Genomic DNA, 16,269 nt, shown 5'->3' with positions numbered 1-16,269 from the left:
TTGATAAACATCCGATCAACAAAAAACCCCGCACATCTCTCAATGTGCGGGGTTTTTCGTGAAGCCATCCAGCCTTACGGCGCGTACGTCAGCAGCAGCTCGGCCGGCACCTTGAAGTCCAGGGACATCATGACGCTCAGGGCGGTGATAGTGAAGATCGAGAACACGAACAGCTTGCGTGCCCAGACCGTGTCATCCACTGCCTTGTAGCCGGTCCAGGCCATGTACAACCAGTACATGCCCATGGCCGCGGCGACCGCGAGGTAGCTCATGCCGGCGTAACCGCTGAAGGTCAGCATCAAGGTCGCCACGAGGAACGCCAGGATGTAGAGCAGGATGTGCTTCTTGGCCACTTCGATTCCGCGCTTGACGGGCAGCACCGGAATCGATGCGGCCAGGTAGTCGTTGAAGCGGAAGATCGCGATGGCGTAGGAATGCGGCATCTGCCACAGGCTGAACATCACCAGCAGGGTCAGTGCGGCCATGTCGAAGCTGTTGGTTACGGCAACGTAACCGATCACTGGCGGCATGGCGCCCGACAGACTGCCCACCAGCGTGCCGTGCACCGACTTGCGCTTGAGGTACAGGCTGTAGAAGCCGACGTAGATGATGAAGCCGATTACCGCGAACAGGGCGGCCAACGGGTTGGCCACCTTGTACAACAAGGCAACGCCGAGAACACCCAGGATGGTCGCGTAGACCAGGGCCAGTTTCAGGGAGATCAAGCCCTGCACCAGCACCCGGTTCTTGGTGCGTTCCATCTTCAGGTCGATGTCGCGGTCGATGCAGTTGTTGAACACGCAACCGGAGGCCACAACCAGGGATGTGCCGATCATGGCGGCCAGGAACACCGCCAGATCTACATGCCCTTTCGAGGCCAGGAAGAACCCGCCTGCCACAGAAAGCACGTTACCGAAAATGATCCCCGGTTTGGTGATTTGGATAAAGTGCTTGAGCGACATCGGGTCTACCTCACTTCGCCATCATGTACGTGTGGATGCTGAACATGATCCACAGCGACAGGCCAACCAGCAGCAGGATCACGATGGCCGTAAAGACAAACGCGATCACGTTGTTACGTTGTGCAATCGAACGGTCCAGGTGCAGGAAGTAATACAGGTGAACGATCACCTGGATTACCGCGAACAGCAGGACGATTGCCAGCGTGGTCGACTTCGGCAAGGTCGGGAACATCACCAGGCCGAACGGGATGGCAGTCAGGATCACCGACAGGATGAAGCCGATGGCGTACGACTTTACGCTGCCGTGGCCAGCATCATGGCTGTCATGGGAGTGTGCATTAGCCATTACAGAGTCCCCATCAGGTAAACAACGGTGAATACGCAGATCCACACCACGTCCAGGAAGTGCCAGAACAGGCTCAGGCAGCTCAGACGGGTCTTGTTGGTCGCCGTCAGGCCGTGCTTGTTGACCTGGTACATCATGATGCCCATCCAGATCAGACCCGCGGACACGTGCAGACCGTGGGTACCGACCAGGGTGAAGAACGCCGACAGGAAGCCCGAACGGCTAGGACCGAAGCCCTCGGAGATCAGCAGGTGGAACTCGTTGATCTCCATGGCGATGAAGCCTGCGCCGAGCAGGAAGGTCATGAACAACCAGCCCAGAACCTGCTGCTTCTTGCCTTTGTACAACGCCAGCATGGCGAAGCCGTAGGTGATCGAACTGAACAACAGCAGAGCGGTTTCGCCCAGCACGTATGGCAGTTCGAAAATGTCGTGGCCCGACGGGCCACCGGCGACGTTGTTTACCAGTACTGCGTACACCGCGAAGATCGACGCAAACAGAATGCAGTCGGTCATCAGGTAGAGCCAGAAACCGTATACGGTCATCTCGCCCGAGTCGTGGTGATGGTCATCGTGCCCATGGTCACCATGGGCGTGTCCAACATTGGTCACTAAGTTCGACATGGTTTAAGCCTGTTCCAACGAGGTTACACGGGTGGCATTGGCCGGGATTTTCCCTGCCGCGACCAGACGCTTGTGCTGCTCGGCTTCGATGCGCTCGATCGTTTCAACCGGAACCATGTAGCCCTGGTCGTCACGTGCGGCGTGGATCACGAAGTAGATGACAGTGCCGGCCAGGCTGGCGATCGCCAACCACCAGATGTGCCAGATCATCGCGAAACCGAAGACGGTCAGCAGTGCGCCCATCACCACGCCAGTGGCGGTGTTGTTCGGCATGTGGATCGGCTCGTACTTGGCCGGAGCCTGGTACGCAGTACCGTTTTCCTTGGCTTCGGTGAACGGGTCGATGCAGTCAGCCTTAGGCAGCACAGCGAAGTTGTAGAACGGAGGTGGCGACGAGGTCGACCATTCCAGAGTGTGGGCATTCCACGGGTCACCGTGTTCGCACATGTTCTCTGGCTTGTTGCGGTCACGCACACTGACGTACAGCTGGATCAGTTGGCAGGCGATACCGACAGCGATCATCACCGCACCGAACATGGCAACGTACAGGTACGGTACCCACTCAGGGTTGGTGGTGGCGTTCAGACGACGGGTCATGCCCATGAAGCCCAGTGCATAGAGCGGCATGAACGCGACGAAGAAGCCCGAGATCCAGAACCAGAACGCTGCTTTACCCCAGCCTTCGTGCAGCTTGAAGCCGAACGCTTTCGGGAAGTAGAAGCCGAAACCTGCGATGTAGCCGAATACCGCGCCGCCGATGATCACGTTGTGGAAGTGCGCGATCACGAACAGGCTGTTGTGCAGAACGAAGTCAGCACCCGGGATGGCCAGCAGTACGCCGGTCATGCCGCCGATGGCGAAGGTCACCATGAAGCCCAGAGTCCACAGAACCTGGCTGGTGAAGCGCAGACGGCCCTGGTAGATGGTGAACAGCCAGTTGAACAGTTTCACACCCGTCGGGATGGAAATCAGCATCGTCGCCAGACCGAAGAAGGCGTTGACGCTGGCACCCGAACCCATGGTGAAGAAGTGGTGCAGCCAAACCATGAAGCCCAGTACCGAGATCGCGCCCGAAGCGTAGATCATCGAGTGGTGGCCGAACAGTTTCTTGCCGGTGAACGCCGAGATCACTTCCGAGAAGATGCCGAATGCCGGCAGGATCAGGATGTAAACCTCAGGGTGGCCCCAGGCCCAGAACAGGTTGACGTACATCATTGGATTGCCACCAAGTTCATTGGTGAAAATGTGGAAATCCATGTAACGGTCGAGGGTCAGCAGTGCCAGGGTAGCGGTCAGGATCGGGAACGAAGCCACGATCAGGACGTTAGCCCAGGTGCAGGTCCAGGTGAAGATCGGCATGTCCATCAGTTTCATGCCAGGGGTACGCATTTTCAGCACGGTGGCGAGGAAGTTGACCCCCGTCAGCGTCGTACCTAACCCGGATAGCTGTAGCGCCCAGATGTAGTAGTCCATACCCACGCCAGGGCTGTACTGCAGACCCGACAGCGGCGGATAGGCAACCCAACCAGTCTTGGCGAATTCGCCGACACCCAGCGACAGGTTGATCAGCACAACGCCGGACACCAGCAGCCAGAAGCTCAGGGAGTTCAGGAACGGGAAGGCAACGTCACGCGCGCCGATCTGCAGCGGCACTGCAAGGTTCATCAGGCCGGTGAAGAATGGCATCGCCATGAAGATGATCATGATCACACCGTGAGCGGTGAAGATCTGGTCATAGTGTTCAGGCGGCAGGTAGCCAGGCGAACCCTCGGTGGCCATGGCCAGCTGGGTACGCATCATGATGGCGTCGGCAAAGCCACGCAGCAGCATGACCATGGCAACGATGATGTACATCACACCGATTTTCTTGTGGTCGACCGACGTCAGCCACTCGGTCCACAAGTAGGTCCACTTCTTGAAGTAGGTGATTGCAGCGAACAACGCCAGACCACCGAGCGCGATCATCGAGATGGTGACCATCACGATCGGCTCGTGGAAAGGGATCGCTTCCCAACTTAATTTACCAAACATCGTTTACTCCTCTGCCCCGGCAGCTGAATGCGAATTCGAGTCCATGTCCGTTGCCGCCACTTCTTTCTCTTTCTTCTCGTGCTTCAGCGGCTTGCCCGGTTTCATGCCTTCGTACTTGTCGACGATGGTCTGGAACAGGTTCGGCGTGACCGAGGAGTAGAGCTCGACTGGATTGTTCTGGCTTGGCTTGGCAAGGGCTGCGTATTCAGCTTGTTCAAGCTGTTTAGGTGCCTTTTTGACTTCACTTACCCAGGCGTCGAAATCTTCCTGAGAAGTTGCGATCGCTTTGAATTTCATACCGGTGAAACCAGCGCCGCTGTAGTTGGCGGAGATACCGTCCATTTCAGCGTTGCGGTCAGCGATCAGGTGCAGCTTGGTGGTCATGCCCGCCATCGCGTAGATCTGGCCGCCCAGGCCCGGGATGAAGAACGAGTTCATCACGGCGTCGGAGGTGATCCGGAAGTTGACCGGAGTATGCGCCGGGAACACGATCTTGTTGACCGTGGCAATGCCTTGTTCCGGGTAGATGAACAGCCACTTCCAGTCCAGCGCAACGACTTCGATGGTCACCGGCTTGACGTCGGATTCAATCGGACGGTACGGGTCCAGTTTGTGGGTCGAAATGTAGGTGATGTAACCCAGGGCGATGATGATCAGAACCGGGATGGTCCAGACCGCCACTTCGATTTTGGTCGAGTGCGACCATTTCGGGGTGTAGACGGCATCCTTGTTGGACGCGCGGTACTTCCAGGCGAACAGGAAGGTCATGACGATAACCGGCACAACGACCAACAGCATCAGCAGCGTGGCGGTGATGATCAGGTTGCGCTGTTCCAGGCCGACCTGGCCCGTTGGATTGAGCAGGGTCATGTTGCAGCCTCCCAGCAACAACGTGCCGAGCAGCGGCACTAGGCCTAGTAATCTGGGGTACCTGTTTTTACTCATCTCACGACCTCTAAAGCAGCTTGCGCAATGCAGTTGGGTTTTGATCGCCAACACTTCACCCTGCCAAGGGTTGGCATTTTCTTTGGATTGAATAAGGGCCGCCCGTCGCGCGTCAGACGCTCGACAAAACCATGGACAGCGGTCAGTTCTTATTCGAATTCGTGGTCAAAGGCCTTGTTACAGACCAATTCCATTTGGTGCGGAAAGTTGGAAGGCACCGACACCTGGGTGTCGCAAAAGCCTTTCGGCCCGCTCGACACCCGACTTCCTGTCCAGTTCCTTAATAAAGGCTGAACAGTGCCGGGAATTCAGTGCGGGCGATTGTAGATAGGTAGCGCCCTATACACCATGTCTTATCCCGAAATAATTTTTATCGCTCAGAGCAACAATCCATCACCGTTTTTGCAAAAGTTCCGCATGTTATCGAAATCGATTCTCAACAAAAACACCAAAAAATGTAGGCCTATACACCTCAGTTCAGACAGCTCCGAAGGGATTTTCCCGGCAGCGAATCGGCGCAAAGCCCGATATTCAAAGGCCTCTGGCCATCTGCCAGAGCCTGTTAAAACTGCCTGATCTGGCACCTGCGTGCAAAACCAGAAAAATGCCGAAACAGACCAATCCTTTTTTGTAACATTACGCCAATCCGGGTCGCCGAAAGGCCCTGCGACATGGCGCGTGTGACAACATGTCGCACACCTGCCGCACTCTCCATTGCCGTTCGTCACGGTGATTTCACAAACACTCTGAAATGCAAAACGCCCCGATCGGCTGATACGCAAATCGGGGCGTTTTCTGTATCGGCCAATCTGCCGAAGAGTTGATTCAGCGCAGTGCTTTTCGGTTACGCGAGGTCAGCAGCGGCACCAGAATCACCACCAGCACGAACGCCACCAGCGCCCATTGCGCCAGCGACAGACCGAGGATCGGCGGGTACGGCGTCGAGCAGAAACCATCGACCTGGAAGCCCAGCGGGAAGATCTTCGCCAGCGGCAGGTCGTCGACAATCGGCTGCAACACATCGATGCCGCAGCTCACCGCCGGATAGAACTGGGTGTACACGTGATGCCCGGCAACACCGGCGCCGGCGATCGCGCAGATCACCACCAGCACTTCGAACACCGTGATGCTGCGGCGGGTGCGCATGGCCGCGCCGATAAACGCGAACAGCGCAATCAGCAGCAACGCATAACGCTGCAGGATGCACAGCGGGCATGGTGCCTCGCCCAGCACGATCTGCATGTACAGCGCGCCGCCGATCAGTGCCAGACAGATGATGCCCAGCAGCACCAGAAAGCGCCGCTCACGTCCCAGTCGAATCGTTTCCTCGCTCATCGCGTTTCCCTTGTATGTCCATGGTTCAGCTGGCTGGCGGCTGCGCTTGCAGTTGCGCCATCAGACTGATGTTGTCTTCGATATGCCAATTGGCCGCGATGCGACCGTTGTCGATCTGATAGATATCGGTTGCCCGGAAGTCTACACGCTGGCCCTGCCCTTTGAGAGCCTTGAACGTCCCACTGAAGTGTCCGCGAAAGTGCAGATGCACCACCACGCGGTCACCGGCAATGATCATTTGCTCGATCTCGCAGCTCAGGTCCGGCACCGCCGTGCGAAAGAACTTCGATGCCAGCAACGGCCCGGTCGGCCCCTGCACCCGACCTTCGGGCGGGGTCTTGTCGACAAACTGCGGCGACAAGGCGGCCGTGGCCAGGGCCTCTTCCCCACTGTTCCAGAAACTGCCGTAACGCCGCGCCGCCAACTCCATTGCATCGCGCTGAGCCTTGGGCAGGCTCTGATCGACGACCAGGGTCTGTGGTGCGATCAACGCCGATTCGGCCGCAGCAAACGGACTGGCCAGCAAAGCGGCCGACAGGCCAAGCATTGCCAGGCTCAGACGAGAGGAGAAGATGATGTGCGACATGGGGGCGATCCTGATCAGTTAAACGAACGAGCGCCTATCATCAGCATCGGGGAATAAACGATAAACCGGTTAAGAAACGATTAACCTTTAAACACTTTTTAAGAATCAAAGTTGTGTAACGGCCATCGCGAGCAGGCTCACTCCTACAAGAGGTCTGCTTCGTACACCATTTTCATGTACGCCACCGCCCCTGTAGGAGTGAGCCTGCTCGCGATGAAGGCGACTCAGTCCTAAGGATTATTCCAAAGCCGCCGCCGGCCCGAAGAACTCATACCGGCTCTGCTGCTCCGGCACGCCCAACGCTTTCAGATGCCGCTTGATCGCGCCCATGAAGCCCTTCGGCCCCAAGAAGTAAGCGTCGACATCGCGTTGCGCCGGCAGCCACTCACCCAATTGCTCTTGGCTGAGGATCCCGACCTTGTCCGCCGCCGGGCTCACGCCGTCGTCTTCGGCGTAGCAATAGAAGCGCTTGAGCTGCGGATGACGCGCCGCCAGCCCATCGATCCAGTCGCGGAACGCATGCACGCTGCCGTTGCGCGCGCAGTGGATAAAGTGCACCGGGCGCTCGGTTTGCAGCGCTGCTTCGAGCATCGCCAAAGTTGGCGTGATGCCGACCCCGCCACTGATCAGCACCAACGGCTTGTCGCTGGCAGTCAGGGTGAACTCGCCCGATGGCGGGAACAGCTGAATGCTCGCGCCGACGTGCAATTGGTCATGCAAGTGGTTGGACGCACGACCGCCCGGTTCGCGTTTGACGCTGATGCGGTACTGACCTTTATCGGCCAGCGCCGACAGTGAGTAGTTGCGACGGACTTCTTCGCCGTCGAGGATCAGCTTCATGCCGATGTACTGACCCGGCTCTGCGGCCAGGATCGGGCCTTTGTCCGCCGGCTCGAAGTAGAACGAAATGATTTCCGCGCTCTCCTCGACCTTGTTCACCACGATGAACTCCCGCGCGCCACGCCAGCCGCCGACCGCTTGTTCTTTCTGGTCGTAGATCGCGGCTTCAGCGCCGATCAGAATCTCGGCCAATTGCCCGTACGCCGCGCCCCACGCGCTCATCACTTCCGGAGTGGCGATCTCGTCGCCGAGCACTTCGGAGATGGCACGCAGCAGGCAGGTGCCGACAATCGGGTAATGCTCCGGGAGAATTTGCAGGGCGACGTGCTTGTTGATGATCTTCGCCACCAGATCGCCCAACTGGTCGAGCTGATCGATGTGCCGGGCGTACATCAACACACCATTGGCCAACGCGCGCGGCTGATCGCCACTGGCCTGATGCGCCTGGTTGAACAGTGGGCGCACCTCAGGGTATTCGGAGAGCATCATGCGGTAGAAGTGGGTGATCAGCGCTTCTCCGCCGCTTTCCAACAGAGGCACAGTGGATTTGACGATGGCACGATCCTGGACGCTAAGCATAAGAATGACTCCTGAGCTTTTTGAGAATTACCTTAGGCTTATCAGTTTTCGTGCCAGATAAATTATCGTTATAAATCAATGGTTTATTTTTTACGTAGTCATTTAGACTCAAAGCGTTTTATAGTCATCGCGACTACATCGAGTCTCTTTGACTACAAGACCATGACCGCCAAATCCCTGCTCACCGCTCTACTGCCACTGGTCTCCGACCTGTCCCGCGAACTGCCCGAGGGCGAGCGCTATCGGCGCCTGCTCGAAGCCATGCGCGCCCTGCTGCCGTGCGATGCCGCCGCGTTGCTGCGCCTGGACGGCGAATGGCTGGTGCCGCTGGCGGTGGATGGTTTGAGCACCGACACCCTCGGCCGGCGCTTCAAGGTCAGCGAACATCCCCGTTTCGAGATCCTGCTGGACGGCGCCGGGCCAACGCGGTTCGCCGCCGACAGCGACTTGCCCGATCCTTACGACGGCTTGGTCGATGGTCTGGGCGATCATCTCGAAGTGCATGACTGTCTCGGCTGTCCGCTGTTCGTCGATGAAAAACTCTGGGGCCTGATCACCCTTGATGCGCTCGATCCGGAGCGTTTCGAGCCGATCGAACTCGACGCCTTGCAAGCCTTCGCCAGCCTCGCCTCGGCCACGGTCAACGCCGCCGAACGTATCGAACGCCTGGCGCTGCGTGCCGAAGACGAACACCAACGCGCCGAGGTCTACCGCCAGGCCAGCGGTCAGCAGCAACGCGAAATGATCGGCCAAAGCAAAGCGCACAAACGGCTGGTGGAGGAAATCAACCTGGTCGGTGGCAGCGACTTGACTGTGCTGATCACCGGCGAAACCGGGGTCGGCAAGGAACTGGTGGCGCAAGCGATCCACGCCGCCTCGCCGCGCGCCGACAAACCGATCATCAGCCTCAACTGTGCCGCCCTGCCCGACACCCTGGTCGAGAGCGAACTGTTCGGCCACGTGCGCGGCGCCTTTACCGGCGCCACCAGCGACCGCCGCGGCAAGTTCGAACTGGCCAATGGCGGCACGCTGTTTCTCGATGAAGTCGGCGAACTGTCGCTGACCGTACAGGCCAAGTTGCTGCGCGTGCTGCAAAGCGGCCAGTTGCAGCGGCTCGGCTCGGACAAGGAACATCAGGTCGATGTGCGCCTGATCGCCGCGACCAACCGCGATCTGGCCGAAGAAGTGCGCAGCGGCCGCTACCGCGCCGACTTCTATCACCGCCTGAGCGTGTACCCGCTGCGCGTCCCGGCGCTGCGCGATCGCGGCCGCGATGTGTTGCTGCTCAGCGGCTTCTTTCTGGAACAGAACCGCTCGCGCATGGGCCTCAACAGCCTGCGTTTGAGTAGCGATGCCCAGGACGCGTTGCTCGCCTACACTTGGCCGGGCAACGTGCGCGAACTGGAACACTTGATCGGGCGTAGCGCGCTGAAGGCACTGGGCAATTGCAAGGTGCGGCCGAAGATCCTCAGTTTGAGCGCGGCGGATCTGGATCTGCCGCGTGAGGTTGTGGATAACTCGCCCGCGCCTACTGCCAATATTTTAACCGTGGCACCGTTGATCAATGGCGACTTGCGCAGCGCCACTGAGGAGTATCAGCGCCGCTTGATCAGTGCGGCGCTGGAACGCAATCAGGATAACTGGGCGAGTGCGGCGCGGGAGCTGGGGCTGGATAGGGCGAATCTTGGGCGGATGGCCAAGCGGTTGGGGATGAAGAGCTAAAAGCACACCCTCACCCTGGCCCTCTCCCGGAGGGAGAGGGGACTGATTGGGGGATATTCAAGAATTCCGCCGACGTGAGAGATCCGTACTGAATCCATAATCGACTCGGTCATTCAGGTCGATGTACAGCGCCAGACACCTCGTTCGGCCCCCTCTCCCTTCGGGAGAGGGCTGGGGTGAGGGGCTTTGGATCTGCCGCCAGCCGATAACCGACCTAAAGCCCACCCCGTTAACGCCGATAACCCGGCATCAATAGTTTCTGGCGATTTGCACCCTCGCCCATCACCTTTTTCCACAGAAGGTTTATATGTCTTCCACCAAAGCCCGCGCAGATTCACTTTCGCTTCTGCTGTTTACCTTGCGCAGCGGCAAGCTGATGGCGATCAACCTGCTGAAAGTCAGTGAAATCATCCCCTGTCCGCCACTGACCAAAATGCCCGAGTCGCACCCGCACATTAAAGGCATCGCCACCCTGCGCGGCGCGTCGCTGTCGGTGATCGACCTCAGCCGCGCCATCGGCGAGCGACCACTGGAAGACCCGAACGGCGGCTGCCTGATCGTCACCGATGTCAGCCGTTCGAAGCAGGGCCTGCATGTGCAGGCGGTGAGCAAAATCGTCCATTGCCTGACCACCGACATCAAGCCGCCGCCGTTCGGCTCCGGTGGTTCGCGCGCCTACATCACTGGCGTGACCTCAGTCGACGGCACGCTGGTACAAGTGCTGGACATCGAGAAAGTCATCCACAGCATCGCCCCGGCGCAGATCGAAATGGCCCCGACCGACCTGAGCATGGAAGACGCCGAAGTCCTTGGTAACGCACGGATTCTGGTGGTCGACGACAGCCAGGTAGCGCTGCAGCAATCGGTGCACACCCTGCGCAACCTCGGCCTGCAATGCCACACCGCGCGCAGTGCCAAGGAAGCCATCGACTGCCTGCTGGATCTGCAAGGCACCGCGCAACAGATCAACCTGATCGTCTCCGACATCGAAATGTCCGAGATGGACGGCTACGCCTTCACCCGCACCCTGCGCGAGACGCCGGACTTCGCCCACCTCTACGTGCTGCTGCACACCTCGCTCGACAGCGCGATGAACAGCGAGAAAGCGCGTCAGGCCGGGGCCAACGCGGTGCTGACCAAGTTCTCCTCGCCGGAACTGACCCAGCGCCTGATCGAAGCGGCCAAACACGTCGCCGCCAACGGTCACTGAGTTTTGGGCCAGACGTACTGCTTTTTGATGCGGCGCGACCTTCGCCAAGGCGTGCCGCCGATCCACTGGCCGGAAGGCATTGAGCTGAGCACTTATCGCCCGGAACTGGCGGCGGCGGTGCATCAGCTGATGCAACTCGGCTACCGCGAAGGCGGTGGTCGCGTGCCGGCACTGGAGGAGTGGCAGCAGCGGTTTGAAAGCGATGCCGAATACGATCCTGAATTGTGCTTCATCGCCCGCGATAACGAAGGCGTGATCGGCGTGGCGCAATGCTGGACCAGTTCGTACATCAAGAATCTGGTGGTGCACCCACGTGCTCAGGGCCGAGGTTTGGGTCGGGCATTGCTGCTGAATGCATTCAAGGTGTTTCAGCAAAGGCGCGAAGGATTTGTCGATCTGAAGGTGCTGGAAGACAATCTGCGGGCGCAGCGGTTGTATGAGAGTGCCGGGATGATGGTGGTTCGCCGGGAACTTGTGCCGGACTGATCGACCGTCTTCGCGAGCAAGCCCGCTCCCACAGGGGGAACGCATTCCAAATTGTGGGAGCGGGCTTGCTCGCGAAGAGGCCGGCCCAGGCAACTTCTCCCCCTCAGGCATACTCAAACCTTGGCCAAACCAAGGATGCCCAACCATGAAAACCCTCTCCCTGAGCCTGCTCTGCCTCACCGCCCTGGCCTCACAGGCCCACGCCTCCAGCCCCGACGCCTGGGCCGCTTACGATAAAACCGTGCTCGCCAGCTGCACCAAGGCCAGCGGCCTGAAAGACGCCAAACCGGTCGGCAACCCCGCGCAATTCGATGACCGCGTCGGCTACACCGCCGTGCTGTTGCAAGGCCAATACCCGCAAAAACACATGAAAGGTCAGCAAGGCACTGAGCTGTGCCTGTACAGCAAAAAGTCGAAAACCGCGTTCGTCACCGAATGGGACTCGATCCGCCCGACCGCCAAGCCCTGAGGGCTGGCGCACAACTTGCTTCGATCAGCCTCAGCCTGGCGACTTTACGTCGCCGTATCACACTCTGATTGAAGATTGATCGTGCAATGAATACGACATTTTCCTGCGTCGGTTGCGGCAAATGCTGCACCGACCACCATGTGCCCCTGACCCTCGCCGAAGCCCGCATGTGGGCGGCGGATGGCGGTCAGGTGATCGTGCTGGTGGAGGCCTTTCTCGGCAACGGCCTGGGCCTGCCGGCGCAGCAGCGTGAACACGCCGAACGGCGTTCGCTGGTGGTACGCAGCGGCACGACCGAGGCCCACGTGGCCATCACCTTCGCCGCCTACAACGTCGGTCGCTGCCGGAATCTTGACGAAGAAAACCTGTGCCGCATTTACGAACGCCGACCGTTGGTGTGCAGGATTTATCCGGCAGAGATCAATCCGCACATTCCGCTCAACCCGGCGGCCAAGGATTGCCCGCCAGAGTCGTGGCAACAGGGGCCGCTGCTGATTGTCGGCGGGGAGCTGGTCGATCAGGAACTGCTGGAGCTGATCCAGCGCTCGCGCCAGGCTGATCGCGATGACATCCGGATCAAGGATGCAATCTGCGCGGCGCTGGGGATTCGCACTACGGCGCTCAAGGGCGACGGGTTTACCGCGTATTTGCCGCAGATGGATGCTTTTGCGGCTGTGATCGATCAGGTTTCAGCACAGCCGCTGAGTGGAACGTCCAGTGAATGGCTGTTTCATTTGTCCGGGGATGATGTGGCTGGGCAGTTGCTCGCCGCCGGAGCAAAGGTGGTGACGGAGCCGGCGCAGACGTATGCATTCATTTCGCTGCGGGCGGCTTGATCCGGATTTTGTACTGCCTGCAATGGCCCCTTCGGGAGCAAGCCCCCTCCCACAGGGTTTTGAGTTGTACACAGAATAAATGATCAACTCACAAACCTGTGGGAGGGGGCTTGCTCCCGAAGAGGTCGGCCCAGACTACCTCAATCCCGAACCTGCCGCCGCCCCCAGAACTCCCGCGCCAGCAACCGCAAATCCCCCGCCAGCCCCGCCACATCTTCCGAATTGCGCTGACTCTGCCGCCCCTCATCCACCGTCAATTCCGACGCCGTGCGAATGCTGACGATGTTGCGATTGATGTCCTCGCTCACCGCACTCTGCTGCTCCACCGCCGCGGCAATCTGCAGGCTCATCTCGGTGATCTGCTCGACCCGCTCACTGATCCCGTCCAGCGCCCGCGCCGCGCGCTGTGCCTGTTCGACGCTGTTATCCACATGCTCGCTGCTCTGCTGCATCACCAGCACTGCATCGCGCGCGCCATTTTGCAGGCTGCTGATCATCCGCTGGATCTCGTTGGTCGACTGCTGCGTGCGTTGCGCCAACCCGCGCACCTCATCGGCCACCACTGCAAAACCGCGCCCGGCATCACCAGCGCGCGCCGCTTCGATCGCCGCGTTGAGCGCCAGCAGATTGGTCTGCTCGGCAATGCTGCGGATCACCTCCATCACCCCGGAAATCTCGCTGCTGTGGCCTTCGAGCTGATGAATCACCTCGGTCGCCCGCCGCAACTCCTCGGCCAGACGCAACACCGCACTGCGACTCTCGCCGACCAGCAAATGCCCTTCGCGGGTTTCCGTGCCGGCCATGTCCGCCGCTACCGACGCCTGCTGCGCATGGCTGGCAACTTGCGCGACGCTGGCGGCCATCTGATGAATCGCCGCCGCCACCTGATCGGTTTCCGCTTGCTGCGCCAACGAACTGCTGTGGCTGCTTTGCAAATGATCAACCAGTTGCGCCGCATGCCCGGCCAACTGCTGCGATGCATCACCGATGCGCCCGACCACAGCGCCGACCTGCGCTTCGAGCATCTGCAGGGCGAATTCAATCTGGCCGATTTCATCGCGGCGCCCGGTGTAAATGCTCTGACTCAACGGATTGTCCGCGACCTGCCGCGCCCGTTCGCTCAGCCGCTCCAGCGGCCGCAAGATCCAGCGCACGCCCAACGCGCAGAGACTGCTGCCGACAACAAATGCCAGCCCATCGATCCATGCCGACTCCGGACGCAACCAGGCCTCGATCCCCAACACCAGCCCCAGCAACGCACTGGCCAACACCGTGATCCTGCCACGCAGACCTAAAGTGGGCAGCGGCGGCCGTCCCTTCAACTCTCCACGCAACTGCGCGTACACCCGCTCCGCCGCCGCCACCTGCCGTGCATCCGGCCGGGTGCGCACCGACTGATACTCCACCGCCACGCCGCTCTGCGTGACCGGCGTGACATACGCGCTGACCCAATAATGGTCGCCATTCTTGCAACGATTCTTCACCAGCCCCATCCACGAGCGCCCGCCCTTTAGCGTCTGCCACATGTGCGCAAACGCCTGCGCCGGCATGTCCGGATGGCGCAGCAGGTTGTGTGGCGTGCCGAGCAATTCGTCGCGGCTGTAGCCGCTGATCCTGATGAAATCGTCGTTGGCGTAAGTGATCGCGCTGGTCAGATCAGTGGTCGAAAGAATGTTCGCGTCCGGCGCCACATCGACGTTACGGCCGGTTACCGGGAGATTGATCTTCATGGAAAGCGCGCTCGTTTTATGGGAAGAGTCGGCAGGGCTGCTGACTCTAAGCGCACCAATTGGTCAAATATTGATCTGGCTCAGGATCTGAGCACTTAGCCATCACTGCGACCGAAAATCGCAGTCGATGGCTGAAGGCGGGATGAAACTCAGCGCTTGCCCATCGAGCGACGGGTGCCCGGCGGCGCCATGCCCGGGGTCTTGGTGTGGCCGTTCTTGGCGCCGTTCTTGTACCACGGCTGATTCGAACCCTTGGCGGCCGCCAGTTCACCCGGTTTGAACGGGAATTTGAAAGCCGCAATCTCGGGTTTGCTCTCGCTGGCGTCAGCCAGTTCAGCCGGGACATCGCTCACAGCGTCGTCAACCGGCGGTTGGGTCGGGGAAGTCATAAAAGCTCCGCAAAGCAAAAAAGTCGGGCCCGAACAGTGAGCCGCGAAGGCGCGCAGTATACCTGCGCGCCCAGACTCGGCACCTGAAGATTTGCACCGCTCGCCGAACGGTTTACAGGTAAGTGATGGTGACGATGCCTTTATCGCTCGACGTCTTCAGCGCTTGATAGTTCATGGAAAACGGCAGCGACTGATGGCTGCAAGCGTTGCGATAGGTATCCACATCAACTTGCAGACCCGGTTTGATTTCAACCTGACGGGACACATCGGAGGCCAACGACCCGGCACGCTCCACCGCACAACCGGAATCGACAATCTGCCCGGTGAAACGGATCTCGCCGGAAGTCGATTGCGGCGCGGCACAGACTGCCAATGGAAGCAAAACAAGCACACTCGCCAAAGCGGTTTTCAGATTCATTGCACGACACTCCCGAAGAGGCCCGCTCAATTTGACGGCCGGGCTGTACAACGTTTATCCGCGGGTGGGGGCGGATCTTTAGGAGCGTAGATGTTGCGAGGCACAAACGTTCCGATTTAGAGATATTGGGTGGTGGAATTGGGGGGATGGTCACGGTTTTGAATGGCGCTGGCTGGACTGTCGTCATCGCCAGCAGGCTGGCTCCCACAATGGGATTGGGTGCATTCAGCTGGAAAATGGTCGGCTGTCAGGCCGCCTTCGCGAGCAAGCCCGCTCCCACAATTGGAATGGGTGTGGTCAGGTGGAGAGTGGTCGGCTCGCAGGTCGCCATCGCCAGCAGGCTGGCTCCCAACAAAGCGCTAAAGCCGAGCGCACGCTCTTCACCACTCAAATGGCCGAGTGTCAGCTCGCCGAAAGCTCTTGATCTTGCCGTGCCGGCCCCGTCGGAAGGCTGAGTGGAGGGATTGATCCGGGGGTGGGAGCGCAGCGACCGTTTGGCGCAGCCAAACACGGCGAGAGGAGGTGCAGCGAAGCAAACCGGAGGCGCTGCGCCCGGATCAATCCCGGAGCGAAGGAACCCGAGCCACAGCGAGGGCCGTACGTTGGGGCCAAGCCTTTTGCTTACTTTTCGCTGGGCCGGCACTCCGGCGTCTGGAAAAGTGAGCCGCTGTGGGAGTGTCATAAATTTTGTGTTCGGGCATAACATGTCGCAGAGGTGCATGTATGCCGACCAAAAAGAAACCGGCCCGAGAGGCCCAGCGT

The 16,269-nt window shown here is 59.6% G+C and carries 16 protein-coding genes and 1 pseudogene; 5 read left to right on the top strand and 12 right to left on the bottom strand.

The features are described from left to right. Positions 1 to 74: 74 nt before the first annotated feature. The 8 genes from cyoE to hmpA all read right to left on the bottom strand — a co-directional run bounded on the left by cyoE (position 75) and on the right by hmpA (position 8,247). Positions 75 to 962: a heme o synthase gene (gene cyoE, locus J1G18_RS15110; protein WP_003227980.1), complete on the bottom strand. Its 888-nt coding sequence runs from the start codon at positions 960 to 962 to the stop codon at positions 75 to 77. A gap of 10 nt (positions 963 to 972) precedes the next feature. Further along, complete coding sequence (gene cyoD, locus J1G18_RS15105; RefSeq protein WP_003227981.1) at positions 973 to 1,308, bottom strand: cytochrome o ubiquinol oxidase subunit IV; 336 nt, start codon at positions 1,306 to 1,308, stop codon at positions 973 to 975. After that, positions 1,308 to 1,931 carry a cytochrome o ubiquinol oxidase subunit III gene (cyoC, locus tag J1G18_RS15100; protein WP_003227982.1) on the bottom strand — a complete coding sequence of 208 codons (624 nt, stop codon included), beginning with the start codon at positions 1,929 to 1,931 and terminating at the stop codon, positions 1,308 to 1,310. Before cyoC ends, cyoD begins: the two co-directional genes overlap by 1 nt. 3 nt (positions 1,932 to 1,934) lie before the next feature. After that, positions 1,935 to 3,962: a cytochrome o ubiquinol oxidase subunit I gene (gene cyoB, locus J1G18_RS15095; protein ID WP_007968380.1), complete on the bottom strand. Its 2,028-nt coding sequence runs from the start codon at positions 3,960 to 3,962 to the stop codon at positions 1,935 to 1,937. A gap of 3 nt (positions 3,963 to 3,965) precedes the next feature. Beyond that, a complete protein-coding gene (gene cyoA / locus J1G18_RS15090) occupies positions 3,966 to 4,907 on the bottom strand; it encodes a ubiquinol oxidase subunit II (protein ID WP_027612162.1) in 942 nt (313 codons plus the stop codon). Positions 4,908 to 5,732: 825 nt separating this feature from the next. Continuing rightward, positions 5,733 to 6,242 carry a disulfide bond formation protein B gene (locus J1G18_RS15085; RefSeq protein WP_025109264.1) on the bottom strand — a complete coding sequence of 170 codons (510 nt, stop codon included), beginning with the start codon at positions 6,240 to 6,242 and terminating at the stop codon, positions 5,733 to 5,735. 25 nt (positions 6,243 to 6,267) lie between these two features. After that, positions 6,268 to 6,828 carry an ester cyclase gene (locus J1G18_RS15080; protein ID WP_134787291.1) on the bottom strand — a complete coding sequence of 187 codons (561 nt, stop codon included), beginning with the start codon at positions 6,826 to 6,828 and terminating at the stop codon, positions 6,268 to 6,270. Positions 6,829 to 7,065: 237 nt separating this feature from the next. Next, positions 7,066 to 8,247 (bottom strand): NO-inducible flavohemoprotein, encoded by a 1,182-nt coding sequence (gene hmpA / locus J1G18_RS15075; protein ID WP_223007995.1) that lies wholly within the window; start codon positions 8,245 to 8,247, stop codon positions 7,066 to 7,068. Positions 8,248 to 8,409: 162 nt separating this feature from the next. On the opposite strand from hmpA, the gene norR reads away from it, so the two are divergent. The 5 genes from norR to J1G18_RS15050 all read left to right on the top strand — a co-directional run bounded on the left by norR (position 8,410) and on the right by J1G18_RS15050 (position 12,970). Further along, a complete protein-coding gene (gene norR / locus J1G18_RS15070) occupies positions 8,410 to 9,969 on the top strand; it encodes a nitric oxide reductase transcriptional regulator NorR (protein WP_223007994.1) in 1,560 nt (519 codons plus the stop codon). A 307-nt stretch (positions 9,970 to 10,276) separates the two neighbouring features. Beyond that, a complete protein-coding gene (locus tag J1G18_RS15065) occupies positions 10,277 to 11,179 on the top strand; it encodes a chemotaxis protein CheV (protein ID WP_223007993.1) in 903 nt (300 codons plus the stop codon). A 27-nt stretch (positions 11,180 to 11,206) separates the two neighbouring features. Beyond that, positions 11,207 to 11,665 (top strand): GNAT family N-acetyltransferase, encoded by a 459-nt coding sequence (locus J1G18_RS15060; RefSeq protein WP_139054200.1) that lies wholly within the window; start codon positions 11,207 to 11,209, stop codon positions 11,663 to 11,665. Between the two features lie 145 nt (positions 11,666 to 11,810). Beyond that, the gene (locus J1G18_RS15055; RefSeq protein ID WP_098965524.1) at positions 11,811 to 12,134 is read left to right on the top strand and encodes a hypothetical protein; all 324 of its coding nucleotides are present in this window, start codon (positions 11,811 to 11,813) and stop codon (positions 12,132 to 12,134) included. Between the two features lie 86 nt (positions 12,135 to 12,220). Further along, entirely contained in the window at positions 12,221 to 12,970 is a 750-nt protein-coding gene (locus J1G18_RS15050; protein WP_098965525.1) for a YkgJ family cysteine cluster protein, read from the top strand. A 140-nt stretch (positions 12,971 to 13,110) separates the two neighbouring features. On the opposite strand, the gene J1G18_RS15045 is transcribed toward J1G18_RS15050, so the two are convergent. From J1G18_RS15045 to J1G18_RS15035, 4 genes and pseudogenes are all read right to left on the bottom strand, one after another. Beyond that, a complete protein-coding gene (locus tag J1G18_RS15045) occupies positions 13,111 to 14,214 on the bottom strand; it encodes a methyl-accepting chemotaxis protein (protein ID WP_372241229.1) in 1,104 nt (367 codons plus the stop codon). A gap of 204 nt (positions 14,215 to 14,418) precedes the next feature. Next, a pseudogene (locus J1G18_RS28435) lies at positions 14,419 to 14,700 on the bottom strand (PAS domain-containing protein); the annotation flags it as partial. A gap of 149 nt (positions 14,701 to 14,849) precedes the next feature. After that, a complete protein-coding gene (locus tag J1G18_RS15040) occupies positions 14,850 to 15,089 on the bottom strand; it encodes a hypothetical protein (protein WP_003228000.1) in 240 nt (79 codons plus the stop codon). A 112-nt stretch (positions 15,090 to 15,201) separates the two neighbouring features. Continuing rightward, positions 15,202 to 15,507 (bottom strand): type 1 fimbrial protein, encoded by a 306-nt coding sequence (locus J1G18_RS15035; protein ID WP_135296525.1) that lies wholly within the window; start codon positions 15,505 to 15,507, stop codon positions 15,202 to 15,204. Positions 15,508 to 16,269: the final 762 nt, after the last annotated feature.

It is taken from the genome of Pseudomonas sp. MIS38 (assembly GCF_019891575.1).
Classification (GTDB): domain Bacteria; phylum Pseudomonadota; class Gammaproteobacteria; order Pseudomonadales; family Pseudomonadaceae; genus Aquipseudomonas; species Aquipseudomonas putida_A.
This window is presented reverse-complemented; position numbering and strand designations above follow the sequence as displayed.

Coding starts and splice junctions, on each gene's coding strand:
- cyoE (WP_003227980.1), bottom strand. CDS start 962: ATGTCGCTCAAGCACTTTATCCAAATCACCAAACCGGGGATCATTTTC.
- cyoD (WP_003227981.1), bottom strand. CDS start 1,308: ATGGCTAATGCACACTCCCATGACAGCCATGATGCTGGCCACGGCAGC.
- cyoC (WP_003227982.1), bottom strand. CDS start 1,931: ATGTCGAACTTAGTGACCAATGTTGGACACGCCCATGGTGACCATGGG.
- cyoB (WP_007968380.1), bottom strand. CDS start 3,962: ATGTTTGGTAAATTAAGTTGGGAAGCGATCCCTTTCCACGAGCCGATC.
- cyoA (WP_027612162.1), bottom strand. CDS start 4,907: ATGAGTAAAAACAGGTACCCCAGATTACTAGGCCTAGTGCCGCTGCTC.
- J1G18_RS15085 (WP_025109264.1), bottom strand. CDS start 6,242: ATGAGCGAGGAAACGATTCGACTGGGACGTGAGCGGCGCTTTCTGGTG.
- J1G18_RS15080 (WP_134787291.1), bottom strand. CDS start 6,828: ATGTCGCACATCATCTTCTCCTCTCGTCTGAGCCTGGCAATGCTTGGC.
- hmpA (WP_223007995.1), bottom strand. CDS start 8,247: ATGCTTAGCGTCCAGGATCGTGCCATCGTCAAATCCACTGTGCCTCTG.
- norR (WP_223007994.1), top strand. CDS start 8,410: ATGACCGCCAAATCCCTGCTCACCGCTCTACTGCCACTGGTCTCCGAC.
- J1G18_RS15065 (WP_223007993.1), top strand. CDS start 10,277: ATGTCTTCCACCAAAGCCCGCGCAGATTCACTTTCGCTTCTGCTGTTT.
- J1G18_RS15060 (WP_139054200.1), top strand. CDS start 11,207: ATGCGGCGCGACCTTCGCCAAGGCGTGCCGCCGATCCACTGGCCGGAA.
- J1G18_RS15055 (WP_098965524.1), top strand. CDS start 11,811: ATGAAAACCCTCTCCCTGAGCCTGCTCTGCCTCACCGCCCTGGCCTCA.
- J1G18_RS15050 (WP_098965525.1), top strand. CDS start 12,221: ATGAATACGACATTTTCCTGCGTCGGTTGCGGCAAATGCTGCACCGAC.
- J1G18_RS15040 (WP_003228000.1), bottom strand. CDS start 15,089: ATGACTTCCCCGACCCAACCGCCGGTTGACGACGCTGTGAGCGATGTC.
- J1G18_RS15035 (WP_135296525.1), bottom strand. CDS start 15,507: ATGAATCTGAAAACCGCTTTGGCGAGTGTGCTTGTTTTGCTTCCATTG.